Source organism: Kitasatospora sp. NPDC018619 (assembly GCF_044391605.1).
Classification (GTDB): domain Bacteria; phylum Actinomycetota; class Actinomycetes; order Streptomycetales; family Streptomycetaceae; genus Kitasatospora.
On record NZ_JBISAI010000007.1, the window covers coordinates 336,856 to 361,908 of the forward strand.

The 25,053-nt window shown below is 74.7% G+C and carries 20 protein-coding genes and 1 rRNA gene; 12 read left to right on the forward strand and 9 right to left on the reverse strand.

What is annotated here, in order from left to right; translation table 11 throughout:
* Window positions 1–53: 53 nt before the first annotated feature.
* A complete protein-coding gene (locus ACH5AR_RS14155; RefSeq protein WP_396301640.1) occupies window positions 54–608 on the forward strand; it encodes a GNAT family N-acetyltransferase in 555 nt (184 codons plus the stop codon).
* Window positions 609–757: 149 nt separating this feature from the next.
* Here ACH5AR_RS14155 and ACH5AR_RS14160 read toward each other — a convergent pair whose 3' ends face one another.
* On the reverse strand, window positions 758–2,293 hold the full coding sequence (locus ACH5AR_RS14160; RefSeq protein WP_396301641.1) for an MFS transporter: 1,536 nt from the start codon (window positions 2,291–2,293) through the stop codon (window positions 758–760).
* Between the two features lie 152 nt (window positions 2,294–2,445).
* On the opposite strand from ACH5AR_RS14160, the gene ACH5AR_RS14165 reads away from it, so the two are divergent.
* From ACH5AR_RS14165 to ACH5AR_RS14175, 3 genes are all read left to right on the forward strand, one after another.
* Entirely contained in the window at window positions 2,446–3,135 is a 690-nt protein-coding gene (locus ACH5AR_RS14165) for a TetR family transcriptional regulator (RefSeq protein WP_396301642.1), read from the forward strand.
* A gap of 74 nt (window positions 3,136–3,209) precedes the next feature.
* Window positions 3,210–4,019: an enoyl-CoA hydratase/isomerase family protein gene (locus ACH5AR_RS14170; protein WP_396301643.1), complete on the forward strand. Its 810-nt coding sequence runs from the start codon at window positions 3,210–3,212 to the stop codon at window positions 4,017–4,019.
* Between the two features lie 152 nt (window positions 4,020–4,171).
* Window positions 4,172–4,780: a hypothetical protein gene (locus tag ACH5AR_RS14175; RefSeq protein WP_396301644.1), complete on the forward strand. Its 609-nt coding sequence runs from the start codon at window positions 4,172–4,174 to the stop codon at window positions 4,778–4,780.
* A gap of 12 nt (window positions 4,781–4,792) precedes the next feature.
* On the opposite strand, the gene ACH5AR_RS14180 is transcribed toward ACH5AR_RS14175, so the two are convergent.
* Window positions 4,793–6,019 carry an acyl-CoA dehydrogenase family protein gene (locus tag ACH5AR_RS14180; RefSeq protein ID WP_396301645.1) on the reverse strand — a complete coding sequence of 409 codons (1,227 nt, stop codon included), beginning with the start codon at window positions 6,017–6,019 and terminating at the stop codon, window positions 4,793–4,795.
* Window positions 6,020–6,145: 126 nt separating this feature from the next.
* On the opposite strand from ACH5AR_RS14180, the gene ACH5AR_RS14185 reads away from it, so the two are divergent.
* Entirely contained in the window at window positions 6,146–6,769 is a 624-nt protein-coding gene (locus ACH5AR_RS14185) for a TetR family transcriptional regulator (RefSeq protein WP_396301646.1), read from the forward strand.
* 157 nt (window positions 6,770–6,926) lie between these two features.
* Entirely contained in the window at window positions 6,927–8,381 is a 1,455-nt protein-coding gene (locus ACH5AR_RS14190; RefSeq protein WP_396301647.1) for a glycoside hydrolase family 5 protein, read from the forward strand.
* 18 nt (window positions 8,382–8,399) lie between these two features.
* Here the strand turns inward: ACH5AR_RS14190 and ACH5AR_RS14195 are convergent, their stop codons facing one another.
* Window positions 8,400–10,424, reverse strand: coding sequence for a M3 family metallopeptidase (locus tag ACH5AR_RS14195; RefSeq protein ID WP_396301648.1), 2,025 nt, complete (start codon window positions 10,422–10,424; stop codon window positions 8,400–8,402).
* 272 nt (window positions 10,425–10,696) lie between these two features.
* Between ACH5AR_RS14195 and ACH5AR_RS14200 the strand changes: the two genes are divergently transcribed.
* Window positions 10,697–12,409 (forward strand): bifunctional 3'-5' exonuclease/DNA polymerase, encoded by a 1,713-nt coding sequence (locus ACH5AR_RS14200; protein WP_396301649.1) that lies wholly within the window; start codon window positions 10,697–10,699, stop codon window positions 12,407–12,409.
* A 68-nt stretch (window positions 12,410–12,477) separates the two neighbouring features.
* On the opposite strand, the gene dhaM is transcribed toward ACH5AR_RS14200, so the two are convergent.
* Window positions 12,478–12,870 carry a dihydroxyacetone kinase phosphoryl donor subunit DhaM gene (gene dhaM, locus ACH5AR_RS14205; protein ID WP_396301650.1) on the reverse strand — a complete coding sequence of 131 codons (393 nt, stop codon included), beginning with the start codon at window positions 12,868–12,870 and terminating at the stop codon, window positions 12,478–12,480.
* A gap of 156 nt (window positions 12,871–13,026) precedes the next feature.
* Between dhaM and dhaK the strand changes: the two genes are divergently transcribed.
* Complete coding sequence (gene dhaK, locus ACH5AR_RS14210) at window positions 13,027–14,019, forward strand: dihydroxyacetone kinase subunit DhaK (protein ID WP_396301651.1); 993 nt, start codon at window positions 13,027–13,029, stop codon at window positions 14,017–14,019.
* 20 nt (window positions 14,020–14,039) lie between these two features.
* Entirely contained in the window at window positions 14,040–14,666 is a 627-nt protein-coding gene (gene dhaL / locus ACH5AR_RS14215) for a dihydroxyacetone kinase subunit DhaL (RefSeq protein ID WP_396301652.1), read from the forward strand.
* Between the two features lie 60 nt (window positions 14,667–14,726).
* Here dhaL and ACH5AR_RS14220 read toward each other — a convergent pair whose 3' ends face one another.
* Window positions 14,727–15,899, reverse strand: a complete 1,173-nt coding sequence (locus tag ACH5AR_RS14220) for a PP2C family protein-serine/threonine phosphatase (protein WP_396301653.1) — start codon at window positions 15,897–15,899, stop codon at window positions 14,727–14,729.
* A 184-nt stretch (window positions 15,900–16,083) separates the two neighbouring features.
* Between ACH5AR_RS14220 and ACH5AR_RS14225 the strand changes: the two genes are divergently transcribed.
* Both ACH5AR_RS14225 and ACH5AR_RS14230 read left to right on the forward strand, forming a co-directional pair.
* Window positions 16,084–16,302: a heavy-metal-associated domain-containing protein gene (locus ACH5AR_RS14225; RefSeq protein WP_396301654.1), complete on the forward strand. Its 219-nt coding sequence runs from the start codon at window positions 16,084–16,086 to the stop codon at window positions 16,300–16,302.
* Window positions 16,303–16,369: 67 nt separating this feature from the next.
* Entirely contained in the window at window positions 16,370–18,625 is a 2,256-nt protein-coding gene (locus ACH5AR_RS14230) for a heavy metal translocating P-type ATPase (protein WP_396301655.1), read from the forward strand.
* Between the two features lie 69 nt (window positions 18,626–18,694).
* Here ACH5AR_RS14230 and ACH5AR_RS14235 read toward each other — a convergent pair whose 3' ends face one another.
* From ACH5AR_RS14235 to ACH5AR_RS14245, 3 genes are all read right to left on the reverse strand, one after another.
* Window positions 18,695–19,414 (reverse strand): SDR family NAD(P)-dependent oxidoreductase, encoded by a 720-nt coding sequence (locus ACH5AR_RS14235; protein WP_396301656.1) that lies wholly within the window; start codon window positions 19,412–19,414, stop codon window positions 18,695–18,697.
* 557 nt (window positions 19,415–19,971) lie between these two features.
* Complete coding sequence (locus ACH5AR_RS14240) at window positions 19,972–21,261, reverse strand: citrate synthase (RefSeq protein ID WP_355264308.1); 1,290 nt, start codon at window positions 21,259–21,261, stop codon at window positions 19,972–19,974.
* Window positions 21,262–21,486: 225 nt separating this feature from the next.
* Entirely contained in the window at window positions 21,487–23,724 is a 2,238-nt protein-coding gene (locus ACH5AR_RS14245; RefSeq protein WP_396301657.1) for an ATP-dependent RecD-like DNA helicase, read from the reverse strand.
* Window positions 23,725–23,916: 192 nt separating this feature from the next.
* Here ACH5AR_RS14245 and ACH5AR_RS14250 point away from each other — a divergent pair, with 192 nt between their 5' ends.
* Window positions 23,917–24,708, forward strand: a complete 792-nt coding sequence (locus ACH5AR_RS14250; protein ID WP_396301658.1) for a VOC family protein — start codon at window positions 23,917–23,919, stop codon at window positions 24,706–24,708.
* A gap of 253 nt (window positions 24,709–24,961) precedes the next feature.
* Here ACH5AR_RS14250 and rrf read toward each other — a convergent pair.
* Window positions 24,962–25,053 (reverse strand): 5S ribosomal RNA (gene rrf / locus ACH5AR_RS14255); the annotation flags it as partial.

Sequence of the window (25,053 nt, forward strand, 5' to 3'; positions counted from 1 at the left end):
GTTTGTTATGAATGGACCCCGCCCACCTCAGCACCGCCCGTGAAAGGCCGCCCGTGTTTGCCGTACCGCTCGCCGAGAACGCCGAACTGCGCCCGCTGGAGCCCTGGCAGGCCCCCGAGTTCCTCGCCCACCTCGACCGCGCCCGCGCCCACACCGACCCGTGGATCCCCTGGGCCACCTTCTCCGTCGACCTGGACTCCGCCCGGGCCACCCTCCAGCGCTACGCCGACGGCCTGGCCGCCGACCAGAAGCGGATCTACGGGATCTGGCTGGACGGCACACTCGTCGGCGGCGTGATGTTCGTGAGCTTCGACGTCCGCTCCGGCGTGTGCGAGATCGGCGCCTGGACGGAGCCGGCCGGCGAGGGCCGCGGGCTGATCACCGCGGCCGTCCGGCGGCTGCTCGACTACGCCTTCGTCACCCGCGGCCTGCACCGCGCCGAGTGGTGGTGTTCCTCCGTCAACGCCCGCAGCCGGGCCGTCGCCGAACGGGTCGGCATGACCCGCGACGGCGTGCTGCGCGAGTGGTACCCGTACAACGGCGTCCGCTACGACAAGGAGATCTGGGCCATCCTGGCCGGCGAGTGGACGGCCGCCCCCCAGGACTGACCCCAGGACTGGCCCCAGGACTGACCCCAGGCCCGCCCCCGCCCGGGACCGCCCCGCCCGGAGCCGAGCCCCGGGCCCGGCCCCCGACGGGCCCGGCGGGGCCCGGTGGACACCCCGTTCCACCGGGCCCCGCCACCGGACCGCACCCCTCAGGACCCCGCGCCCGCCCCCGCCGCCCCGGCCCCGCCCAGCGCCGCCCCGGCGACCACCCGCAGCCGCCACACCAGCAGCAGCGCCAGCACCAGCACCCCGCCCGCCGACAGGAAGACCACGTCCACCGCGTCGGTGAGGCTGCGCACCGCGTGCTCGCGCGCGCCCCCGGTGAGCGTCCGGACGGCGCCCAGCGGCCGTCCCGGCTCGCCGTCCGCGAAGACCCGCACCAGCACGGTGCCGAACACCGCCGCGCCCAGCGCGTTGCCGAGGTTCTGGAAGAACCGGATGCCGGTGGTCGCCACGCCCAGCTGGTGGGCCGGCGCGGCCTGCTGCACCACCACGACCAGCTGGCCGATCAGCTGCCCCAACCCGCAGCCGAGCAGGGCGAGTTCGGCCATCACCAGGTACTCCGTGGTGGTCGGCCCGCTCAGGGAGAGCAGCAGCAGGGCGAGCGCCGCGCAGCCCGCGCCGGCCAGGAGCAGGCTCCCGACCGAGCGGCCCCGGGCGAGCAGCCGCCCGGACACCAGGCCGGAGGCCGTCATCCCGGCCGCCATCGGGATCAGGTAGAGGCTGGCCGAGGTCGGGGCGACGCCCCGGGCGAGCTGGAGGTAGAGCATCACGTGCACGATGGCGCCGATCATGCCCATCCCGACCAGGCCCTGGACGGCGAAGCCCAGCCGTACCGCCGGGATCCGGAACAGGGACAGCGGCAGCACCGGCGCGGCCGCGACGGCCTGGCGCCACAGGAAGAGGCCGAGGGCGGCCAGCGTGGCGGCGGCCAGCCCGAGGGTCACCGGCGAGGTCCAGGCGTACTCCTTGCCGCCCCATTCGGTGACCAGCAGCAGCCCGACCGCGAACGCCGCGGCCAGCGCGGCGCCGAGGAAGTCCAGCCCGCCGCGGCCCGTCGCCCTCGGCAGCCTGACCACCAGGGCGATGCCGACCAGCACCACCAGGCACAGCGGCAGGTTGACGTAGAAGATCCAGCGCCAGCTGAGGTGATCGGTGAGCAGCGCGCCGATCAGCGGGCCGACGGACATGCCCAGCCCCGCGACGATCCCGCCCATGGCGCTGCCCCTGGCGTCGGACCGTCCGCCCGGCTCCGCGAGCCGGGCGATGAGGACCATGGTCACGCTCATCAGCCCGCCGCCGCCGATGCCCTGGAGGGCCCGGAAGGCGATCAGCTGGTCCATCGTCCGCGCCGCCCCGCACAGGGCCGAGCCGAGCGCGAAGACGGCGACCGCGCCGAGGAGCACGCGCTTGGCGCCGTAGGAGTCGCAGAGCCGGCCGTAGAGCGGCAGCAGCGCGGTGGCGGCGAGGGCGAACGCGCTGATCAGCCAGGGCAGTCGGTCGACGCCGTGGACGGGGTCGAGGTCACGGACGATCGGCACGGTGGCCGCCGAGACGATGTTCATGTCGAGGACGGCCAGCACGATCGTGATCAGGCAGAGCAGCATGCCCAGCTTGCGCCGGGCGGGTGTCATCGGCGCGACGGCGCCGGGCGGCGCGGCAGCGGCAGCGGCAGCAGTAGCCATGGTCAAGTCCCCCCAGGGTCCGTGGAGTTCACGCCGCGGCCGGGGCGACCGGCGGCGCACACTCACCCTGGCAGGCTTTTTGGACCGGGTCAATTCTTCATCCCGACCAATGTTTCAGCCCAGTCAACAATTGAGCCTGGTACAGTCCCTTCATGGCCATGCGACGCGCACCGGACCTCGCCCCCGACGTCGACCTCGACGCGCTCCCCCTGCGCGAGCGCAAGAAGTTCCAGACCGGCGTGCGGATCTTCCGCGCCGCCATCGCGCTGTTCACCGAGCGCGGCTTCGACCAGGTGTCGGTCGCCGAGATCGCGGCCGCCGCCGAGGTGTCCAAGATGACCGTCTTCAACTACTTCCCCACCAAGGAAGACCTGGTCATGGGCCCGATGGAGCAGCACCTCGACGAGCCGGCCAAGGCGGTGCGCGACCGCGCCCCGGGCACCTCGGCGGTGACGGCGCTGCGCGAGCAGTTCCTGTCCGCACTGGAGCGCTTCGACCCGGCCTCCGGCCTGAACGACGACGGGATCGTGCTCGACGTCGTCCGGCTGATCCACCGCACCCCGGCACTGACCGCACGCGCCACCCACGGCTTCGACCTGCTGGCGCACGCCGCGCTGTCCGCCGAACTGCTCGCCCAGGACCCGGCCCACGACGAGCTGACCGCCCGGGTCGCCACCGCCCAGGTGCTGGCCGTCCGGGTCGCGCTGATCGCCGCCAACCACCGGCGGATGCTGGCCGGCGAGCGCGCCGCCGACGCCCTGCCCGGCGCGCTGGCGGAGGCCCGCCGCGCCTTCGCCCTGCTCGAACAGGGCCTCGGCGACTACTGCACCCGCGCCGCCTGACAACGGGGCCTCGGCGCTTGCCGCCCCCGCGCCGCCTGGGAGAGTGGGCGCACCACGACCGACCGGAGGTGCGCATGGACCGACCGCTGCTCACGCGGGACCGCTCCGCCCTGCCCGCGCGGGCCGAGGGCCTCGGCGCGTACGTCGGCGAGGACGGCGTCGCCGCCCTGGAGTTCGCCCGCCCGCACCGCCGCAACGCGGTGACCCTGGCGATCTGGCAGGCGCTTCCCGAGGTGCTGAAGCAGCTGGCCGACCACGAGGGCGTGCGCGTCCTGCTGCTCACCGGCGCCGGCAACACCTTCAGCGCGGGCGCGGACATCGCCGAACTCTCGGAGGTGTACGGCGATCCGGACCGCGCGGAGGCGTACCACGCGACCAACGTCGCCGCCGAGGAGGCGCTGGCGGCCTTCCCGCACCCGACGCTCGCCGTGGTGCACGGCGCCTGCGTCGGCGGCGGCTGCCAGCTGGCCGTCGCCTGCGACCTGCGGTTCGTCGCCGAGGACGCCCGGCTCGGGATCACCCCGGCCAAGCTCGGCGTGGTCTACTCCGCGGTGCCGACCGTACGGCTGGCCCGGCTGGTCGGCCCGGCGCGGGCCAAGTACCTGCTGTTCTCCGGCGAGTTGGTGAGCGGCCGGGACGCCCTGCCGCTCGGCCTGGCCGAGCGCGTCCTGCCGGACGCCGAACTGGACGCCGCCGCCCTGGACTTCGCCCGGCTGCTGACCCGCCGCTCGGCCCAGACCGTCGGTGCGGCCAAGGCCGTCCTGGACGCCCCGCCCGAGCGGGCCCACGAGGTGCTCGCCCCCTGGCTGCTCCGCGCCCGGGAGGGATCGGACGTCCGCGAGGGCCTGACCGCCTTCCTGGAGGGCCGCCCCGCCCGGTTCTGAGCCGGGCCGCCGACCCTGGCCCGCAGCCGGTCGGCCGGTCCCCGTACGATCGTCCGACCGGCGCCGCCGCCGGACCCGCACCCGGACCCGCACCTGAACCCGGCCCCGAACCCGCACCGTCCGCCCCTTCGCCCCCCGGAGCACCCACCCCGATGACGACCGAGGCCGCGGCCGCGCCCGCCCCCACCCGCCGGACGGCCTGGGCCCGCCGGATCACCGACGGCCTGGAGCCGAAGAACGTGATCCTGGTGCTGCTCCCGCTGCTGGGCGGCCTGCGCTACGGCCTGCCCGGCATCGGCTGGGCGCTGTTCGCCGTCCTGTTCGCCGCCGTCGTCCCGACGCTGATCATCCGGCAGGGCATGCGCAGGGGCACCGTGGAGGACCGCCACGTCGGCCACCGCCGACGCCGGCTGACCGTCTTCCCGCTGATCATGGCCTCGGTGCTGGCCTGCTTCGCGGCGATGGTCGGGCTGGACGCCCCGGCCGACCTGACCGCGCTGGTGCTGGCGATGTTCGCCTCACTCGTCCCGATCCTGGTGATCACGGCCTGGTGGAAGGTCTCCGTGCACACCGCCGTGGCCGGCGGCGCGGTGGTCTGCCTCGCCGTCGCGCTCGGCCCGCTCTGGCTGCTGCTCGCCCCGCTCGTCCCGGTGATCGGGTGGTCCCGGGTGGTGCTGCGGGACCACACCGCCGCGCAGACCGTCGTGGGCGCGGCGGTGGGCGCGCTCACCGCCGGGCTCGCCTTCTGGCTGGCCCGCTGAGCCGGCGGGCCGTCAGCGGATCGGCACCCCCGAGACGGCCCGGGCGATCACCAGCCGCTGGATCTCGCTGGTCCCCTCGAAGATCGAGTAGATCGCGCTGTCCCGGTGCATCCGCTCCACCGGGTACTCCCGGGTGAAGCCGTTGCCGCCGAGGATCTGCATCGCCTGGGCGGTCACGTACTTGGCGGTCTCGCCCGCGTACAGCTTGGACATCGAGCCCTCGGCCGCGGTGAACGGCTGGTTGTTCGCCGCCATCCAGGAGGCCCGCCACACCAGCAGCCGGGCCGCGTCGATCCGGGTCCGCATGTCGGCGAGCTGGAAGGCGACGCCCTGGTTGTCGATGATCGGCCGGCCGAACTGCTCCCGGGTCCTGGCGTAGTCCAGCGCCACCTCGTACGCGGCCCGGGCGATGCCGATCGCCTGGGCGCCGACGGCCGGGCGGGAGGCCTCGAAGGTGGCCATCGCCGCGTTGCCCCTGCCGCCGGGGCGCTTGACGCCCTCGCGGGCCCGGGCGAGCCGCTCGTCCAGCTTCTCCTTGCCGCCGAGCAGGCAGCTGCCGGGCACCCGGACGCCGTCCAGCACCACCTCGGCGGTGTGCGAGGCGCGGATGCCGTGCTTCCTGAACTTCTGGCCCTGGCTCAGCCCCGGGGTGCCCGGCGGGACGACGAAGGAGGCCTGGCCCTTGGCGCCGAGCGCCGGGTCCACGGTGGCGACCACCACGTGGACGGCGGCGATCCCGCCGTTGGTGGCCCAGGTCTTGGTGCCGTTCAGCACCCACTCGTCCTTGGCCTCGTCGTACACCGCCCGGGTGCGCAGCGCCGAGACGTCCGAGCCGGCGTCCGGCTCGGAGGAGCAGAAGGCGGCCACCTTGACGTCCTCCGGAGTGCCGAACATCTGCGGGGTCCAGGTGCCGATCTGCTCGTCGGTGCCGTTGGCCAGCACCGCGACGGCGGCCAGGGTGGTGCCGACGATGGACAGCCCGATGCCCGCGTCGCCCCAGAACAGCTCCTCCATGGCGATCGGGATGCCGACGCCGGAGGGGTCGAAGTACTGCTGGGCGTAGAAGTCCAGCGAGTAGATGCCCAGCTTGGCGGCCTCCTGGATGACCGGCCAGGGGGTCTCCTCGCGCTCGTCCCACTCGGCCGCGGCCGGGCGCATCACGTCGGCGGCGAAGCCGTGCAGCCAGTCGCGTACGGCGAGCTGGTCCGCGCCCGGGTCCAGCGAGAACGTGCTGCTCATGGTGCTTGCCTCCGAAGACGTGTGCGGCCGACCAGGGGTGTTACCTCAGGTAACATCGTCGGAGTCTGCTACTGATTGGTAACCGGTGTCAACGCCCAGCCCCGCCCCAACCCCGAGGAGCAGCGCATGTCCCGAGAGCCCCGCCGCGAGCAGCTGCTCAACGCCGCCGACCGGGTCATCCAGCGCGAGGGGCCGGGCGCCAGCATGAACGCCATCGCCGCCGAGGCCGGCATCACCAAGCCGATCCTCTACCGCCACTTCGGGGACCGGAACGGCCTGATCAGAGCCCTGACCGAGCGTCACACCGGCGGGCTGCTGGCCACCGTCCGGGCCGCCCTCGCCGAGCCGCTGGAGCGCCGCGACCGGGTCGAGCACGTGCTGGACACCTACCTCGCCGCCATCGAGTCCCGCCCCCAGGTCTACCGGCTGCTCACCCACCCCGAGCCGGGCGATCCGAGCGGCGCCGGCAACGCGCTCGCCCCCGCGCTCCGGCAGATCGCCGAGGAGATCACCCGGGCCGTGCAGAGCCAGGTCGACCTCGGCGCCGACCGCGACCTGCTCGCCGAGGCCTGGGGCCGGGGCATCACCGGCATGGTGCTGGCCGCCGGGGACTGGTGGCTGGAGAGCCGGCCCTGCTCGCGCACCCGGATGGTGCAGGCGCTGGCCGACCTGCTCTGGGGCCGGCTGGCCGCCGCCGCGGACCTGCCGACCCCCGCCCTGCCGTCCGCGCCGGAACCGGCCGCCGACTGACCCGGCCGCCCCCGAGCCCGCCACCGGCTGCACCGGCCACCGGGCCCGCCGACCGGACCGGCCGCCCACCGAGCCGCCCACCGACCGGACCCTTGTGCGGCGCCCGGCGCCCCGGCATCATCGGGCCCCCGCCCCCACCCGCCGTGCGAGGTCCCCGATGCGCCTGCGCCGCGCCGCCGTCGCCCTGCTGCTCACCGCCACCGCCGCCCTCACCCCCGCCCTCACCGCCGTCCCGGCCTCCGCCCACGACGGCCCCGCCGCCGACCGCTTCCCCACCGCGACGGCCACCGCCGCCGACGGCCGCACCGCCCTCACCGACGCCCGGGGCCGCCGCCTGCGGCTGCACGGCGTCAACCTCGACAAGTACGCCGAGGCCACCCCGGCCGACCTCGACGCCGTCGCCGCCCAGGGCTTCACCCTGGTGCGGCTGCCGGTCTCGTGGGCCCGGCTGGAGCCGCGGCGCGGCCGCCTCGACCCCGCCGAACTGCACCGCCTCCAGCGGCTCCTGGACCGGGCCGACCGGCTGGGCCTGCTGGTCCTGGTCGACTTCCACCAGGACGTCTACGGGCCCAGGTTCGTCGGCGGCACCAACGGCGTCCCCGCCTGGGCCACCCGGGACGACGGCCTGCCCTTCACCCCGGACCCGGCCGACTGGTTCGCCGGCTACTTCCAGCCCGCCGTCCAGGCCGCCTTCCGCCACCTCTACGACGACCCCGACCTACGCGCCTGGCAGGCCGGCTTCTACACCCGGCTGGCCCGCGAACTGAGCGGCCACCGCTCGCTGTTGGGCTACGACCTGTTCAACGAGCCGTTCGGCCCGGTGGACGGCGACCCGAGCGACCCGGCGGTGCTGGCCGCCGCCTCCGCCGCCCTGGAGCAGGGCCGGCTCGCCGACATGTACCGCCGGCTGATCGCCGCCGTGCGCCGCGCCGACTCCCGCGCCTGGCTGTTCGTCGAGCCGACCGTACTGGTCGGCCAGGGCGTGCCCACCCGCCTGCCCGGCTTCACCGACCCCCGCCCCGGCGCCGCCCGGCTCGGCTACGCGCCGCACTTCTACGACACCGCGGTCGAGGGCGGCGCCGACTGGGACCCGTCCGACGGCTTCGTCGAGCGGTACACCGCCGCGGTCACCGACTACCCGGCCGCGCACCGCCTGCCCGTCCTGGTCGGCGAGTGGGGCCCGCCGGACTCCCGCACCCCGGGCAACGGCGCGCTGGTCCGCCGTCAGGTCGCCGCGATGGACGGCTTCGCCGAGGGCTGGACGCTGTGGTACTGGTGCCGGGGCAACGGCGGCTACTGCGCGCTCGACCGCGCCGGCCGCCCCGCCCCCGGCGAGGAGCCGGCCTTCGGCCCGTACCCGGTGGCCGTCGCGGGCACCGGCGTCCGTACGACGGGGACGACCGTGAGCTGGCGCGCGGACGGCACCGGGCTCGACAGCGAACTCCTGCTGCCCCCGGCCGCGTTCCCGCGCGGAGCGGCCGTCACCGCCTCCCCCGCCGGCGCCCGCGTCGAGGTCGGCCAGCCGGCCGGCGGGCGCCCGGGAACCGTCCGCGTCCGGCTCCCGCACGCCCGCCCCGGCACGACCGTGACGGTCACGCTCACCGCCCGGTGAGCACTGCGGCCGGGCCGCTCACACCAGCCCGCGCCGCGCCAGCAGCGGCCCGGTCTCCGGCGCCCGGCCGACCACCGCGCGGAAGGACTCCAGCGGGTCCCGGCTGAACCCGCGGGCCAGCAGCTCGCGCCGGAACAGCTCGCCGCTCTCGCGCACCGGGCGCCCGTTGCCCTCGAACCACTGCACGGTGTCGGCGTCCAGCACCTCCGACCAGATGTACGCGTAGTACGCCGCGCTGTAGCCGCTGGCGAAGACGTGCTGGAAGTACGCCGTCCGGTAGCGCGGCGGGACGGCGTCCACCGCGATCCCGGCCGCGGCCAGCGCCCGCGCCTCGAACTCCTCGGCGTCCGCGACCTCCTCGCCGCGCGGCACGGTGTGCCACGCCCAGTCCAGCAGGGCGGCCGCCAGGTACTCCACCGTCCGGAAGCCCTGCCCGAAGCCCTCGGCCGCCGTCATCCGCTCGACCAGACCGGCCGGCAGCGGCTCCCCGGTGGCGTGGTGGCGCGCGTAGTTGGCCAGCACCTCCGGGCGGACCATCCACATCTCGTTGACCTGCGAGGGGAACTCGACGAAGTCCCGGGGCACCGAGGTGCCGGAGAACAGCGGGTAGCGCACGTCCGAGAACAGCCCGTGCAGCGCGTGCCCGAACTCGTGGAACAGCGTGCGCACCTCGTCCCAGTCCATCAGCACCGGCTCGCCGGGCGCCGGGCGCGGGATGTTGAGGTTGTTCAGCACCACGGGGCGCTGCCCGGTCAGTCCGGACTGGGCCACCAGCGCGTCCATCCAGGCGCCGCCGCGCTTGGACGCCCGGGCGTGGAAGTCCCCGATGAACAGGCCCAGCGGGGTGCCGTCCTCCTCGAACACCTCGAAGACCCGCGCGTCCGGGTGGTGCGCCGTCAGGTCCGGGCGCTCGGTGAAGGTCACCCCGTACGCCAGGTTCGCGGCGAAGAACACGCCGTCCCGCAGCACCCGCTCCAGCTCGAAGTACGGGCGCAGCACCTCCGCGTCCACCTGGTAGGAGCGCTGCCGGACCTTCTCCGAGTAGTACGCCCAGTCGTGCGCGGCGATCTCCCCGATCCCGTCCTCGGCCGCCGCCCGGGCCAGCTCCCCGGCCTCCCGGCGGGCGTTGGCCACGGCCGGCTCCACCAGCCGGGCCAGCAGCGCGGAGACCGCCTCGACGGTGCCCGCCGTCTCGTCCGCCACCACGTACGCGGCGTGGGTCGGGTACCCCAGCAGCTCGGCCCGCTCGGCGCGCAGCGCGGCCGTCCGGACGGCCAGCGGGCCGTTCTCCGCCAGGCCCCGGCCGAGCGAGGCGGCCAGCAGCCGCTCGCGCACCGAGCGGTCGGTGAGCTGCGCCAGCTCGGGCTGGCCGGAGGTGTTCTTCAGGCTCAGGACGTACTTGCCCTCGTGGCCCAGCACCCGGGCGTTCTCGGCCGCCGCGGCGATCGCGCCCTCGGACAGCCCGGCCAGCTCCTCGGCGGAGTCCAGGACCAGCGCGGCGGCCCTGGTCGCGGCGTTCACGTTCTGCTGGAACGCGGTGCCGAGCGCGGCGAGTTCGGCGTTCAGCTCGCGCAGCCGGGCCTGCTCGGCTGCGCCCAGCCGGGCGCCGGAGCGCACGAAGGCGGTGTAGCGGCGCTCCAGCAGCCGCAGCGACTCCGGGTCCAGGCCGAGCCCGGCGCGGGCCTCGTACAGCGCCTCGATCCGCGCGAACAGCGCCAGGTCCAGGTGGATCGCGTCGTGGTGGGCGGCGAGCAGCGGGCTCACCTTCGCCTCCACCTCGTCCAGCGCGTCGGTGGTGTCCGAGGAGGACTGGTTGCGGAACACCGCGTCGACCCGGCGCAGCAGCTCCCCGGAGCGCTCCAGGGCCACCAGGGTGTTCTCGAAGGTGGGCTCGCCGGGGTCGGCGGTGACGGCCGCGATCTCGGCCAGCTGTTCGGCCATCCCGCGCTCGTACGCGGGCAGGTAGTGCTCCTCGCGGATCTCGGCGAACGGCGGGAGTTCGTAGACCAGCGAGCTGGGCTGGAAGAACGGGTTCTCGGTCATTTCGCGACCATACGCCGTGCCCCCGCCCTGCTCATGCGCTTTACCGCTCCTCGCGCGGACCCGCACGCGCTCCGTCGCACAGGACCGCCTGCCGTCCGTCGCACACGACCGCCCGGCCGTCGCGCGGGACCGCCTGCCGTCCGTTGTCGTACCCACCCGTTACCGTCGACGCGCGGACCCGTCGGTCGCGGGCCGCGGCGCGCCCGCCCGCGGGGCCGTGCCCCGTACCCGTCCCCGCACGCCCGACCGCGCGCCGGAGAGGAGCAGCCCCCGTGGCACCCAGGACCGCCCTCGCGCCCGACCCGCACGGTCCGGGCGGCCGGCTCCAGCCGCTGGACGACGCGGGCGTCCCGCTCGGCCCGCCGGAGGCCGTCCGCGACCTCGCCGCCGCCGTCGCCGCCCGGGAGGCCGCCGAGCACCCCCGGTGGGTCTGGGCCGCCGCCGACTCCGGGTACGCCCCACTGCTGCCGCACCTGCCCGACCGGCTCGCCCGCTGCCACGACCTGCGGCTGGTCGAGGCGCTGCTGCTGGCGCACGAGGGCCGGTTCGGCGCGCCGCGCTCGCTCGGCGCCGCCTGGGCCCGGCTGCACGGCCTGCCCGTCCCGGCGGACCTCCCCGAGCCCGGCCTGGCCGACGCCGACGACGGCCAGGACACCCTGTTCGCCCCCGACCGGCTCCAGCTGCCGCCCGGCGCCGACCCGCTGGCCGCCGTGGTCGCCGTCCACGCCGAGCAGCAGCGCCGGATCGCGGCCCTCGCGGACCCGGCCGCCCGGCAGCGGTTCCGGCTGCTGGTCGCCGCCGAGTCGGCCGGCGCCCTGGTGGCCGCCGAGATGGCCCACGACGGCCTGCCCTGGCGGGCCGACGTCCACGACCGGCTGCTGACCGAACTGCTCGGCCCCCGCCCGGCCGTCCCCGGCGCCCAGCCCCGGGTCCTCGCCGAGCTCGCCCTCGACCTCCACCGGGCCCTCGGCGCCAAGCCGTTCAACCCCGACTCGCACACCCAGGTGCTGCGCGCCTTCGGCGAGGCGGGCATCCAGCTCGGCTCCACCCGCTCCTGGGAGCTGAAGAACGTCGACCACCCGGCCGCCCGGCTGCTGGTCCGCTACAAGGAGCTGTCCCGGATCCACGTCGCGCACGGCTGGGCCTGGCAGGACGCCTGGGCCCGCGGCGGCCGGTTCCGGCCCGAGTACGTGGTCGGCGGCGTGGTGTCCGGCCGCTGGGCCAGCCGCGGCGGCGGCGCCCTGCAGATCCCGCGCATCCTGCGCCGCGCCGTGGTCGCCGACCCGGGCTGGCTGCTGGTCGTCGCCGACGCCGCCCAGCTGGAGCCCCGGGTGCTCGCCGCGCTCTCCGGGGACGCCGGGCTGGCCCGCACCGCGGCCGGCGGCGACCTGTACGAGGCGCTCGCCGCCCAGGCCTTCCAGGGGGACCGCGACAAGGCCAAGCTCGGCCTGCTCGGCGCCATGTACGGGCAGACCAGCGGCGACATCGGCCCGCTGCTGAGCACCCTGCACCACCGCTACCCGGCGGCGATGGGCTACGTCGAGGCCGCGGCCCGCACCGGCGAGGACGGCGGCGTGGTCGCCTCCCGGCTCGGCCGGGTCTGCCCGCCGGCCTCCGCCGACTTCCTCGACCTCACCGAGGGCGAGGGCACCGGGGAGGCGGGCGGCCGCACCGCCCGGGCGCGCGGCCGGTTCACCCGCAACTTCGTCATCCAGGCCAGCGCCGCGGACTGGGCGCTGGCCCTGCTCGCCGCCCTGCGCCGCCGGCTGAACGAGCTGCCCGCGGGCGGCCCGGCGGACCGCCCCCACCTGGTGTTCTTCCAGCACGACGAGGTGATCGTGCACACCCCGGCCAACCTCGCCGACGCGGTGGCGGCGGCCGTCGACGAGGCGGCCGACGAGGCCCGCCGGCTGGTGTTCGGCGACACCCCGGTGCGCTTCCCGCTCAGCACGGCCGTGGTGGAGCGGTACGCGGACGCCAAGTGAGCGGCCGCACATGAGCGGCCGCCGGCCGGTCGGTCCCAGCCGGCCGACCCTGCCGGTGGCCCGGGCGGTCAGAGCTTGCGGAAGCCCCGGGCGTCCTCGGCCGCCGCGACCACCTCGGCCAGCCCCGCCCCGGTCGAGGCGGTGACGGCGGCGGCCACCGCGCCCTCCACGAACGGCGCGTCCGCCAGCCGCACGCTCGGGCGCGGCTCGTCCTCCAGCACCGTGACGGCGGTGAGCACCGAGCTGCCGAGGTCCGGCAGCACCACCACGCCCGCCCCGGCGTCGGCCCGCTCGATCGCCCCGGCGATCAGCTCGTAGCTGGTGCCCAGCCCGCCGTCCTCGGTGCCGCCCGCGACGACCACCCGCACGCCGTCCGAGGCGAGTTCGCCGAGCAGCTCGCGCAGCCCCTCCGCGAGCCGGGCGCTGTGCGAGACCAGGACGATGCCCACGTTGCCACTCATGCGGCCGACCCTACGGCGGAACCCGCTGCTCCGGGAGGGTGACCGGAATCCCGCGTGTCGCACCCCGTGCCCGGCACCCCCGTCTGGCGTAGCGTCGGGGCAACGGCGTCGACGGCCGTGGCGTGCTCACCCAGGTCACCAAGGGAGCGAAGAGCGTTGAAGAAGCTGATCAACACCCCCGAGAGCGTCCTGGCCGACGCGCTGGCCGGAATCGCCGCCGCCCACCCGGAGCTGACGGTGGACGTGCCCAACCGGGTGATCACCCGGGCCGTCCGCCCGGCCGCCCCCAAGGTCGCGCTGGTCTCCGGCGGCGGCTCCGGCCACGAGCCGCTGCACGGCGGCTTCGTCGGCCCCGGCATGCTCGACGCCGCGTGCCCCGGCGAGGTGTTCACCTCGCCCGTCCCGGACCAGATGCTGGCCGCCGCCAAGGCCGTGGAGACCGGCGCCGGCGTGGTCTTCGTCGTGAAGAACTACACCGGCGACGTGATGAACTTCGAGCTGGCCGCCGAGCTCGCCGCCGAGGAGGGCCTGGAGGTCCGCACCGTCCTGGTCAACGACGACGTCGCGGTCGAGGACTCCACCTGGACGGCCGGGCGCCGGGGCACCGGCGCCACGGTCCTGGTCGAGAAGACGGCCGGCGCCCTGGCCGAGCGCGGCGCCCCGCTGGACGAGGTCGCCGCCCTGGGCGAGCGGGTCAACGCCGCCTCCCGCTCCTTCGCCGTCGCGCTCACCGCCGCGACCGTCCCGGCCGCCGGCAAGCCCGGCTTCGACCTGCCCGAGGACGAGATCGAGGTCGGCGTCGGCATCCACGGCGAGCCCGGCCGCCGCCGCGAGAAGCTCCGCCCGGCCCGCGAGCTGGCCGCCGAGGTGGTCGAGACCATCCTGACCGACCACCACCTGACCCCGGGCGACGAGGTGATCGCGCTGCTCAACGGCCTCGGCGCGACCCCGCTGCTGGAGCTGTACGTGGTCTACGGCGAGGTCGCCGCCAGGCTCGCCGAGCACGGCATCACGGTGGCCCGCAGCCTGGTCGGCAACTACGTCACCAGCCTGGACATGGCGGGCTTCTCGCTCACCCTCACCAAGGCCGACGCCCAGCTGCTCGACCTCTGGGACGCTCCGGCCGACACCCCCGCCCTCAAGCGCTGAGCCGCACCGAAGGAGACCCGATGGACTTCGACACCCCGCTGGCCGAGGCCTGGATCCGCGCGATCGCCGCGGCCGTCGAGAAGGAGCGGGAGCGGCTCACCGAGCTGGACTCCGCGATCGGCGACGGCGACCACGGCAGCAACCTCCAGCGCGGGTTCGCCGCCGCCCTGACCGCCCTGGACGGCCTGCGGCCGGACGGGCCCGGCGCCGTCCTCACCAAGACCGGCACCACGCTGATCTCCAAGGTCGGCGGAGCCTCCGGGCCGCTCTACGGCAAGGCCTTCCGCGCCGTCGGCGCGGCCCTGCCCGAACCGGCCGGCCCGGCCGCCGTCGCCGAGGCCCTGTCGGCCGGCCTGGACGCCGTGCGCCTCCTCGGCAAGGCCGAGCCCGGCGACAAGACCATCGTGGACGCCTGGATCCCGGCCGTCGCCGCCTTCCGGGAGGCCGCCGCCACCGGGGCCGGCCTCCCCGAGGCGGCCGCGGCGGCGGCCGACGCCGCCGAGCGCGGCGCCCTCGGCACCGTCCCCCTCCGGGCCCGCAAGGGCCGCGCCTCCTACCTCGGGGAACGCAGCACCGGCCACCAGGACCCGGGCGCCACCTCCACCGCCCTCGTCTTCCGCGCCCTCGCCGACGTCACCGCCGCCTGAGCCGCCTGAGCCGCCTGGGCCGCCTGGGCCGCCGTCCGGGGCGCGCGGAGCCGACGGCGCTCAGCCGTCCGTCCGCGTGACCAGCAGCAGCAACGCGTCGTCCCGCAGCTCCCCGCCCGTGTGCGCCAGCAGGTCCGCGTACACCCGCCCCACCGCGGCCTCCAGCTCCCCCGCCGAGCGCGCGGCACCCCGCACCAGCGGCCCGACCCGCTCCGCCAGCGGGTAGAACTCCCCGCTGGTGCGGTGCCGCGCCTCGATCACCCCGTCCGTGCAGAGCACCAGCACGTCCTCCGTCCCGAACGGCTGCCCCCAGGTGGCCGGCTCCCCCGCCGCCAGCCGGCCGAGCCCCAGCGGCACCCACGGGTCCGGCGCGTCCAGCACGTGCGCCCGCCCCTCGCCGTCCACCCGGATCGGCGGCACGTGGCCGTACTGCAACAGCTCCATCGTTCCCGGCGTCCGGAACTCCGCGAACAGCGCGGTGGTGAACTCCCCGTCCGGCACGTGCCGTTCCACACTGGCCTCGACCCGCGCCGCGACGCCCCGCAGCCCGGCCTCGTCGTACGCCGCCTCGCGGAACGCGCCCAGCACCACGGCCGCGGTCTGCACCGCCGCCAGCCCCTTGCCCCGGACGTCCCCGACGGCGGCCCGGACGCCGTGCGGCGTGTCCAGCACCGAGTAGAGGTCCCCGCCGATCCGTGAGGCGTCGGCCGCCGACACGTACCGCACCGCGAGCCGCAGCGGCCCGACGGCCGGGCCCGGCAGTTGCAGCAGCGCCCGCTGGGCGGCCTCGGCGACGGAGCTGACGGCCGCGAAGGCCGCCGCGCGCCGCATCCGGAGCTTGGCGACCCAGGCCGAGAACAGCGTCAGGACGACGTAGCTGACCATCGCCCCGTACAGGAACCGGGCATCGTTGATGTTGTCGACCTGGTCGTGGTGGCTGAGCCCGAACACCGTGAGCAGCCCGAGCGCGCAGACCAGGATCAGTTCGCCGGGCCTCAGGGTGAGCGCGGCGACGGTGGGCACGACGGTCATCAGCGGGGCCAGGTAGCGGTCCTTGCCGGAGAGGAAGTCCGCGAGGCCGACGAGCAGGACGGCGACCAGCGCCGGGCTGGCCCGACGCCAGAACGGCACGTCCTGGAGGTCGGCGGCGAGCAGCGCGCCGCGCCGCCGGTCCGGCGGCAGCCCGGTTGCCGTGGGAGCCGAGGGGGACTGGGCGCGGCGGAGCGGAAACACATACCGAACATAAGGGACGATCACGGCGGAGGCCCGACCGCCCCCGGCCCGCGGTCCGGGCGCCCCTCCCCCCACCACGTCCGGGAATACCCTGGAGGGGTATGGTGTTGTGAGAAGAGTCGTTGCCAGTACCGCGCCCCGGACGAACCGCCGCCGGGCCGCCCGGACCTCCCGGAGGCCAACCGTGTCCAGCACCACCACCTACACCGTGTCCGGCATGAGCTGCGGCCACTGCGAGAAGGCGATCAGCGAGGAGGTCTCCGCCCTCGCCGGGGTCACCGGGGTCGCCGCCGACGCCACGGCCGGCACCGTGACGATCTCCTCCGCCGCCCCGTTGGACGACGAGCAGGTGCGCGCCGCGATCGACGAGGCCGGCTACGAGCTGGTCGGCCGCAGCGCCTGAACCGTCCGGCACGGCGGGGCCGCCGCGGCGGGCCCCGCCGTCCCCCCGTACCGAGGAGCTGATCCGCATGAGCACGTCCACCCCGGACCTCGGGGCCCGGGACCGGGTCGAGCTGACGATCGGCGGGATGACCTGCGCCTCCTGCGCGGCCCGGATCGAGAAGAAGCTCAACCGGATGGACGGCGTCGAGGCCACCGTCAACTTCGCCACCGAGAAGGCCCGGGTCGACTACGGCCCCGGCACCACGGTCGAGGACCTGATCGCCACCGTCGAGCGCACCGGCTACACCGCCGAGCTCCCGCCGCCTCCGGCCGCCCCCGAGCCCGAGCCGTCCGCCGTCCGGCCCGGGGAGCCCGACCCCCTGCGCGACCGGCTGCTGGTCAGCGCCGTCCTCAGCGTCCCGGTGGTCCTGCTGTCGATGGTCCCGGCCCTCCAGTTCACCGACTGGCAGTGGCTGGCCTTCGCACTCACCGGCCCGGTCGTGGTCTACGGCGGCCTGCCCTTCCACCGCGCCGCCTGGACCAACCTGCGGCACGGCGCCGCGACCATGGACACCCTGGTCTCGCTCGGCACCCTGGCCGCCTTCGGCTGGTCCTGCTGGGCACTGTTCCTGGGCCACGCGGGCAGGCCCGGGACGCACCACGCCTTCTCGCTCTCCGTCGGCACCACCGACGCCTCCGGCGCGCTCTACCTGGAGACCGCCGCCGCCGTCACCGTGCTGATCCTGCTGGGCCGCCACCTGGAGGCCCGCTCCAAGCGCCGGGCCGGAGCCGCGCTGCGCGCCCTGCTCGACCTCGGCGCCAAGGACGTCGCCGTCCTGGAGGGCGGCCGCGAGGTACGGCTGCCGGTGGACCGGCTGACGGTCGGCACCCGCTTCGTGGTCCGCCCCGGCGAGACGATCGCCACCGACGGCACGGTGGTCGAGGGCTCCTCCGCGGTGGACGCCTCGATGCTGACCGGCGAGTCCGTCCCGGTCGAGGTCACCGTCGGGGACGCCGTCACCGGCGCCACCGTCAACGCCGGCGGGCGGCTGGTGGTCGAGGCGACCCGGGTCGGCGCGGACACCCGGCTGGCCCGGATGGCCCGGCTGGTCGAGGAGGCCCAGAACGGCAAGGCCGCCGCCCAGCGCCTCGCCGACCGGATCTCCGCGGTCTTCGTCCCGGCCGTCATCCTGATCGCCCTGGCCACCCTGGTGGTCTGGCTGCTGGCCACCGACAACCCCACCGCCGCCTTCACCGCGGCCGTCGCCGTGCTGATCATCGCCTGCCCGTGCGCCCTCGGCCTGGCCACCCCGACCGCGCTCATGGTCGGCACCGGCCGCGGCGCCCAGCTCGGCATCCTGATCAAGGGCCCGGAAGTGCTGGAGTCCACCCGCACGGTCGACACCGTCGTGCTGGACAAGACCGGCACCGTGACCACCGGCCGGATGGCGCTGCTCGCGGTGCACCCCGCCGAGGGCGTGGAGCGCGCCGAGGCACTGCGCCTGGCCGGCGCCGTCGAGCACGCCTCGGAGCACCCGGTCGCCCGGGCGGTCGCCGAGGCCGCCGCCGAGGCCGGCCCGCTGCCCGCCGTCACGGACTTCCGCAACCTGCCCGGACGGGGCGTGGAAGGGGTCGTGGCGGGCCGCCGGGTGGTCGCCGGGCGCGAGGCCCTGCTGGCCGACCGCGCGCAGCACCTGCCGCCCGCGCTGGCCCGCGCCAAGGCCGCCGCCGAGGCCGCCGGCCGCACCGCGGTCGCGGTCGGCTGGGACGGCGAGGCCCGGGCGGTGCTGGAGGTCGCCGACGCGGTCAAGCCGACCAGCGCCGAGGCCGTCGCCGAGCTGCGCGCGCTCGGCCTGACCCCGGTCCTGCTGACCGGTGACAACCGGCCGGTCGCCGAGGCGGTCGCCGCCGAGGTCGGCATCGCCCCCGAGCACGTGATCGCCGAGGTCCTCCCCGAGGACAAGGTCGCCACCGTCCGGAAGCTCCAGGCCGAGGGCCGGGTGGTCGCGATGGTCGGCGACGGCGTCAACGACGCGGCCGCGCTCGCCCAGGCCGACCTCGGCCTGGCGATGGGCACCGGCACCGACGCCGCCATCGAGGCCGGCGACCTCACCCTGGTCCGCGGCGACCTGCGCTCGGCGGCCGACGCCATCCGGCTCTCCCGGCGCACCCTGGCCACCATCAAGGGCAACCTCTTCTGGGCCTTCGGCTACAACGTCGCCGCCCTGCCGCTGGCCGCCGCCGGCCTGCTCAACCCGATGATCGCCGGCGCCGCGATGGCCTTCTCCTCGGTCTTCGTGGTCACCAACAGCCTGCGGCTGCGCCGCTTCTCCCCCGCCTGAACCTCCGCGCGCGAGGGCCCCGGACCGCTGCCGGTCCGGGGCCCTCGTCCGTCCCGGGCATCCCGGGGCTCACCGCCCCAGCAGCTCGCCGCCGTTGCAGTGCAGGATCTCGCCGGTGATGAACCCGGCCTCGGGCGAGGCCAGGAAGTGCACCGCCGCCGCGACCTCGCCGGTCTCACCGATCCGCCCGAGCAGGGTGCGGGCGGCCCGGCGGGCGACCTCGGCCTCGTCCATCCGCGGCCCGAAGAACTCGGTGCCCGCGACAGTGCCCGGCGCGACGATGTTGGCGGTGATGCCCGAGGTGCCCAACTGGGCGGCCAGGAAGTGGTTCCAGGCGTGCAGCGAGGCCTTCGCCGCACCGAACGAGCCGGCCCCGCGCAGGGCGGCGATCGAGCTGATGGTGACCACCCGGCCGGAGCCCGGGGTGAGCCGGTCGCGGACGGACTCGGTGAGCAGCACCACGGTCAGCACGTTGCGCTCGAAGTCGCCGCGCCAGCGCGCCAGCAGGGCGTGCGGTCCGCCGCCGACCACGGTCTCCCGGCTGCCGGCGTTGTTGACCAGGACGTCGATCCGCTCGGGCAGCTCGGCCAGCGCGGCCTCCACGGCGTCCGGATCGGCGAGGTCGCACACCAGCGGGGTGACGTCCGGCCCGAGGGCGGCCGCGGCCTTCTCCAGGACCTCCCGGCGGCGGCCCACGATCACCACGCGGTCGCCGGCCTCGACGAACCGCCGCGTGACTTCGTACCCGATTCCCGTGCCACCGCCGGTGACGACGACGTTCCTGGCCATCTGCGCACTCCCTCCCCAGTTCCGCCGCCGCGCGGTGAATGTGCGCGACGGTCCGTACCGGAATGCCACGATTCCTATCACGCTCGGTTGCCGTGACTGCGGGGAGGGTGACGTCCCGCCCGAGTGAACGTGTGGTATGGGCGTGGTACGACGCGCACACGGAGCGTGGCGAGAGGCAGCTCACACCCCCCGGGCGTAACTTCTCGCACCCTGATACGTCTTAGGTTGGTAGTGCGGCAGTTTTTTCCGCTGGGCTGGAACACGCTGAACGGCAACGTGTTCCGGCGCTTCCGGCGGCCTGCCGCCGACGGGGCTCCGGCGGGCCCCGGGAACGGTCGTCGAATCCGACGGCCTTCGCGCACGACGCCGGGGTTCTGGCGGGCCTGGGACGCTTTGAGCGGCCGTCCCCGGCTGCGGCCGGCCCCGGAGTCGTGCGCCGTACGGTTACGTCCCCGCGCGCACCCTCGGGCGCGCCACGGGACGCGAAGGGGCCCGGCCGCTCGCGCGGCCGGGCCCCTCTCAGCTTCCGTGCGGGCCGGTGGTCGGCACCGCAGCGGTCAGCGGGCGTCCAGCGGGACGTAGTCGCGGATCGCGGTGCCGGTGTAGATCTGGCGCGGACGGCCGATCCGGCTGGTCGGGTCGTTGATCATCTCGTGCCAGTGGGCGATCCAGCCCGGCAGCCGGCCGAGGGCGAACAGCACGGTGAACATGCTGGTCGGGAAGCCCATGGCGCGGTAGATCAGGCCGGTGTAGAAGTCCACGTTCGGGTACAGCTTGCGCGAGATGAAGAAGTCGTCCTTGAGGGCGTGCTCCTCCAGCTTGAGCGCGATGTCCAGCAGCTCGTCGTTCTTGCCGAGCTGGCCGAGGACCTCGTGCGCGAGCAGCTTGACCTGGGCGGCGCGCGGGTCGAAGGCCTTGTAGACCCGGTGCCCGAAGCCCATCAGCTTGACGCCGGCTTCCTTGTTCTTCACCTTCGTGATGAAGGCGTCGACGTCGCCGCCGTCCTTCTGGATGCTCTCCAGCATCTCCAGCACGGCCTGGTTGGCGCCGCCGTGCAGCGGGCCCCACAGGGCCGAGATGCCGGCCGAGATCGAGGCGAACAGGTTGGCGTGGCTGGAGCCGACCAGGCGCACCGTGGAGGTCGAGCAGTTCTGCTCGTGGTCCGCGTGCAGGATGAGCAGCTTGTCCAGCGCGTTGACGACGACCGGGTTGAGCTCGTAGTCCTCGGCGGGGACGGCGAAGGTCATCCGCAGGAAGTTCTCGACGTAGCTCAGGTCGTTGCGCGGGTAGACGAAGGGCTGGCCCATCGCCTTCTTGTACGCGTACGCGGCGATCGTCGGCAGCTTGGCGAGCAGGCGGACCGTCGACAGGTGGCGCTGGGCCGCGTCGAACGGGTTGTGGCTCTCCGGGTAGAACGTGGACAGCGCGCCGACGACCGAGGACAGCATGGCCATCGGGTGGGCGTCCCGCGGGAAGCCCTGGAAGAAGCGCTTGACGTCCTCGTGCAGCAGGGTGTGCTGGGTGATCTCGCGGTTGAACTCGGCCAGCTGGTCCGCGTTCGGCAGCTCACCGTTGATCAGGAGGTACGCGGTCTCGATGAAGCCGCCATCGGAGGCGAGCTGCTCGATCGGGTAGCCGCGGTACCGCAGGATGCCGTTGTCGCCGTCCACGAAGGTGATCGCGGACTTGTACGCAGCGGTGTTACCGAAGCCGTTGTCCAGGGTGACCAGGCCGGTCTGCGGCAGCAGCTTCGAGATGTCGAAGCCCGAGTTGCCCGCAGTGCTCTCGACGACGGGGTACTCGTACTCGCCGTCCTGGTACCGCAGTACTACCGAGTTGTCGCTCACGTCTTCCTCACCGACGAAATGAATCCTCTTCCAAGGTGCCCTGACTGTCTCTACCATCCCCCATCCGGAGGACAGCCGCGCACCCGGGGTGACCCGAAAGGGCCCGCCCCTACAAAACCTGCCGCCGCAGCCGGTACGAACCGGACAAGATCGGCACCACCCTAGGCTCTGCCGTAAATCTCTTCACGTCAAGAGAACATTAGAGGCAACCATCGCCTTGGATAATCATCCAGCCGCCAGCCGGTGGTCGAGCCCGGTGTGCCTCCGACCTGCACTGACGGCCCGGACAGCCTGTGCGATCGCCTTCCGTGACCCCACCAGCACCACGAGTTTCCTGGCCCTGGTCACAGCGGTGTAGAGCAGGTTGCGCTGGAGCATCGTCCAAGCGGACATGGTGACGGGAATCACCACGACCGGGTACTCGCTGCCCTGCGAGCGGTGGATCGTCACCGCGTACGCGTGCGCCAGCTCGTCCAGTTCGTCGAAGTCGTACGCCACCTCCTCGTCCTCGTCGGTGAGCACCGTCAACCGCTGGTCGTCCACGCTGAGGGCCGTCACCACTCCCACTGTGCCGTTGAAGACGCCGTTGCGCCCCTTGTCGTAGTTGTTGCGGATCTGGGTGACCTTGTCCCCCACCCGGAACGTCCGGCCGCCGAACCGGCGTTCGGCCAGCCCCTCCCGGGCCGGCGTCACCGCCGCCTGGAGCAGGGTGTTCAGACTCCCCGCGCCGGCCGGGCCGCGGTGCATCGGCGCCAGCACCTGCACGTCCCGGCGCGGGTCGAAGCCGAACTTCTGCGGGATCCGGCGCGCCACCACGTCCACCGTCAGCCCGGCCGCCCGCTCCGCGTCCTCCTCGGCGAACAGGAAGAAGTCCGCCAGGCCGTCCGTCAGCGGCGGCCGGCCCTCGTTGATCCGGTGCGCGTTGGTCACCACGCCGGACTGCTGCGCCTGCCGGAAGATCCTGGTCAGCCGCACCGACGGGATCGGCCCGCCCTCGGCCAGCAGGTCCCGCAGCACCTCCCCCGCGCCCACCGAGGGCAGCTGGTCCACGTCCCCCACGAACAGCAGGTGGGCGCCCGGCGGCACCGCCTTGACCAGCTTGTTCGCCAGGATCAGGTCCAGCATCGAGGCCTCGTCGACCACCACCAGGTCCGCGTCCAGCGGCCGGTCCCGGTCGTACGCGGCGTCCCCGCCCGGCTTCAGCTCCAGCAGCCGGTGCACCGTCGAGGCCTCCACCCCGGTCAGCTCCGCCAGCCGCTTCGCCGCCCGGCCGGTCGGCGCCGCCAGCACCACCTTGGCCCGCTTCGCCAGCGCCAGCGTCACGATCGACTTCACCGTGAACGACTTGCCGCAGCCCGGACCGCCCGTCAGCACCGCGACCTTCTCGGTCAACGCCAGCCGGACCGACTGCTCCTGCTCCGGCGCCAGCTCCGCCCCGGTCCGCCGCGCCAGCCAGTCCAGCGCCACCCGCCAGTCCACGGCACCGAACCACGGCATCCGGTCCGCGTCCGAACGCAGCAGCCGCACCAACTGGTTGGCGAGCGAGACCTCCGCGCGGTGGAACGGCACCAGGTACACCGCCGTCACCGGCTCGCCGCCCTCGCCCGGCACCGCCTCGCGCACCACCCCCTCGGCCGCCACCAGCTCCGCCAGGCAGTCGATCACCAGCCCGACGTCCACCTGGAGCAGCTTCACGCCGTCCGCGATCAGCCGCTCCTCCGGCAGGAAGCAGTGCCCCTGGTCGGTGCTCTGCGACAGCGCGTACTGCAGGCCCGCCTTCACCCGCTCGGGGCTGTCGTGCGGGATGCCCACCGCCTGGGCGATCCGGTCCGCCGTCAGGAAGCCGATGCCCCACACGTCCGAGGCCAGCCGGTAGGGCTCGTTGCGCACCACGCCGATCGAGCCGTCGCCGTACTGCTTGTAGATCCGCACCGCCAGCGAGGTGGAGACCCCGACCCCCTGGAGGAAGACCATCACCTCCTTGATGGCCTTCTGCTCCTCCCAGGCCGCCGCGATCTTCCTGGTCCGTTTGGGCCCCAGCCCCGGCACCTCGATCAGCCGGCCCGGCTCGTTCTCGATCACCTCCAGGGTGTCCACCCCGAAGCGCTCCACGATCCGCTCGGCGAACCGCGGCCCGATCCCCTTGATCAGCCCCGAACCCAGGTACCGCTGGATTCCCTGGATCGTGGCGGGCAGCACCGTGGTGTAGTTCTCCACCGTGAACTGCCGTCCGTACTGCGGGTGCGAGCCCCACCGCCCGTGCAGCCGCAGCGACTCGCCGACCTGCGCCCCCAGCAGCGCGCCCACCACCGTCAGCAGGTCGTTCGCACCCCGGCCGGTGTCCACCCGGGCCACCGTGTAGCCGGTCTCCTCGTTGGCATAGGTGATCCGCTCCAGCACGCCCTCGACCTGCGCCAGCTGGCGCGGCACCTGCTGCCCGGACTGCGCCGCCTGCTTGCTCACCGGACCCCCTTCGAGCGGTACGGGTGGATCGATTCCGCTACGCACCGTACCGCCCCGCCCCGACAGCGCCGTCCCCTCCGATGCCGCAGCGCTGCCGTGCAGCGCCCCGGCCGAGGTGCCAGGCTGGGAGGGACCGAGGGGGGCCCGCCGTCGACCGCGCCCGCCCGGGCCCGTCCGAGGAGCAGTGCCGCCATGCTCAACACCGACTTCCGCCCCGGCTCCCCGGACTGGCTCGACCTGAGCAGCCCCGACACCCGCGCGTCCGCCGACTTCTACAGCACGCTCTTCGGCTGGACCTTCGATCCGGCCGGCCCGGAGGCCGGCGGCTACGGCTTCTTCCAGCTCGACGGCCGGACCGTCGCCGCCCTCGGACCGCTCCCCGAGGACGCCGCCGCTCCCGGCTGGACGCTCTACTTCGCCACCGAGGACGCCGACCGCACCACCGCCCTGGTCGAACAGGCCGGCGGCCGCGTCCGGGTCGCCCCCTTCGACGTCCTCGGCGCGGGCCGCACGGCCGCCTACACCGACCCGACCGGCGCCGACTTCGCCGTCTGGCAGCCGCACGGCACCCGCGGCCTGGACCTCGTCACCGAGGAGGGCAGCCTCTGCTGGGCCGAGTGCTACAGCGTCGACGCCGAACGCGACAAGGCCTTCTACCGCGCCGTCTTCGACTGGCAGGAGCAGGACGTCCCGCTCGGCGAGGTGATGTACACCGTCCTCACTCCGGCCGGCGGCGGCACCGACGACGCCCACGGCGGCATCATGCAGCTCGGCCCCGAACACACCGCGCGCGGCACCCGCTCGCACTGGCTCCCCTACTTCGAGGTGCCCAACGCCGACGCCAGCCTCGCCATCGCCGACACCCTCGGCGCAACCGTCCGGATCCCCGCCATGGACGTGCACGGCGTCGGCCGGCTGGCCCAGCTGGTCGACCCGCACGGCGCCGTCTTCGCCGTCATCACCAGCGCCCGCCCCGGGGAATGACGACCAGGGGGCCCCACGGCCCTTCAGAAGGGCCTGGAAGGGTGCTACGGGCGTAGACAAGGGGCGCGGGCGACAACCGGGTGCCCCTGATCTCTGATCGTGACCGAGGCGGCTGTTCTGACGGTTCGCCGGACCACGGCCGAAGGCCTTCCGGCGCTGCCCCGTGTGCCGGGTCCGAACTCCCGCTGTACCACCGGCCCGGAAACGCGAAGAGCCCCTGATCCGAAGGGATCAGGGGCTCTTCTGAAGAATTGTTCGGCGGCGTCCTACTCTCCCACAGGGTCCCCCCTGCAGTACCATCGGCGCTGTAAGGCTTAGCTTCCGGGTTCGGAATGTAACCGGGCG

What these genes read in the sequence shown, in the direction of transcription:
- ACH5AR_RS14160 (WP_396301641.1), bottom strand. Translation starts at nt 2,293, where the DNA reads ATGGCTACTGCTGCCGCTGCCGCTGCCGCGCCGCCCGGCGCCGTCGCG.
- ACH5AR_RS14165 (WP_396301642.1), top strand. Translation starts at nt 2,446, where the DNA reads ATGGCCATGCGACGCGCACCGGACCTCGCCCCCGACGTCGACCTCGAC.
- ACH5AR_RS14170 (WP_396301643.1), top strand. Translation starts at nt 3,210, where the DNA reads ATGGACCGACCGCTGCTCACGCGGGACCGCTCCGCCCTGCCCGCGCGG.
- ACH5AR_RS14175 (WP_396301644.1), top strand. Translation starts at nt 4,172, where the DNA reads ATGACGACCGAGGCCGCGGCCGCGCCCGCCCCCACCCGCCGGACGGCC.
- ACH5AR_RS14180 (WP_396301645.1), bottom strand. Translation starts at nt 6,019, where the DNA reads ATGAGCAGCACGTTCTCGCTGGACCCGGGCGCGGACCAGCTCGCCGTA.
- ACH5AR_RS14185 (WP_396301646.1), top strand. Translation starts at nt 6,146, where the DNA reads ATGTCCCGAGAGCCCCGCCGCGAGCAGCTGCTCAACGCCGCCGACCGG.
- ACH5AR_RS14190 (WP_396301647.1), top strand. Translation starts at nt 6,927, where the DNA reads ATGCGCCTGCGCCGCGCCGCCGTCGCCCTGCTGCTCACCGCCACCGCC.
- ACH5AR_RS14195 (WP_396301648.1), bottom strand. Translation starts at nt 10,424, where the DNA reads ATGACCGAGAACCCGTTCTTCCAGCCCAGCTCGCTGGTCTACGAACTC.
- dhaM (WP_396301650.1), bottom strand. Translation starts at nt 12,870, where the DNA reads ATGAGTGGCAACGTGGGCATCGTCCTGGTCTCGCACAGCGCCCGGCTC.
- dhaL (WP_396301652.1), top strand. Translation starts at nt 14,040, where the DNA reads ATGGACTTCGACACCCCGCTGGCCGAGGCCTGGATCCGCGCGATCGCC.
- ACH5AR_RS14230 (WP_396301655.1), top strand. Translation starts at nt 16,370, where the DNA reads ATGAGCACGTCCACCCCGGACCTCGGGGCCCGGGACCGGGTCGAGCTG.
- ACH5AR_RS14235 (WP_396301656.1), bottom strand. Translation starts at nt 19,414, where the DNA reads ATGGCCAGGAACGTCGTCGTCACCGGCGGTGGCACGGGAATCGGGTAC.
- ACH5AR_RS14250 (WP_396301658.1), top strand. Translation starts at nt 23,917, where the DNA reads ATGCTCAACACCGACTTCCGCCCCGGCTCCCCGGACTGGCTCGACCTG.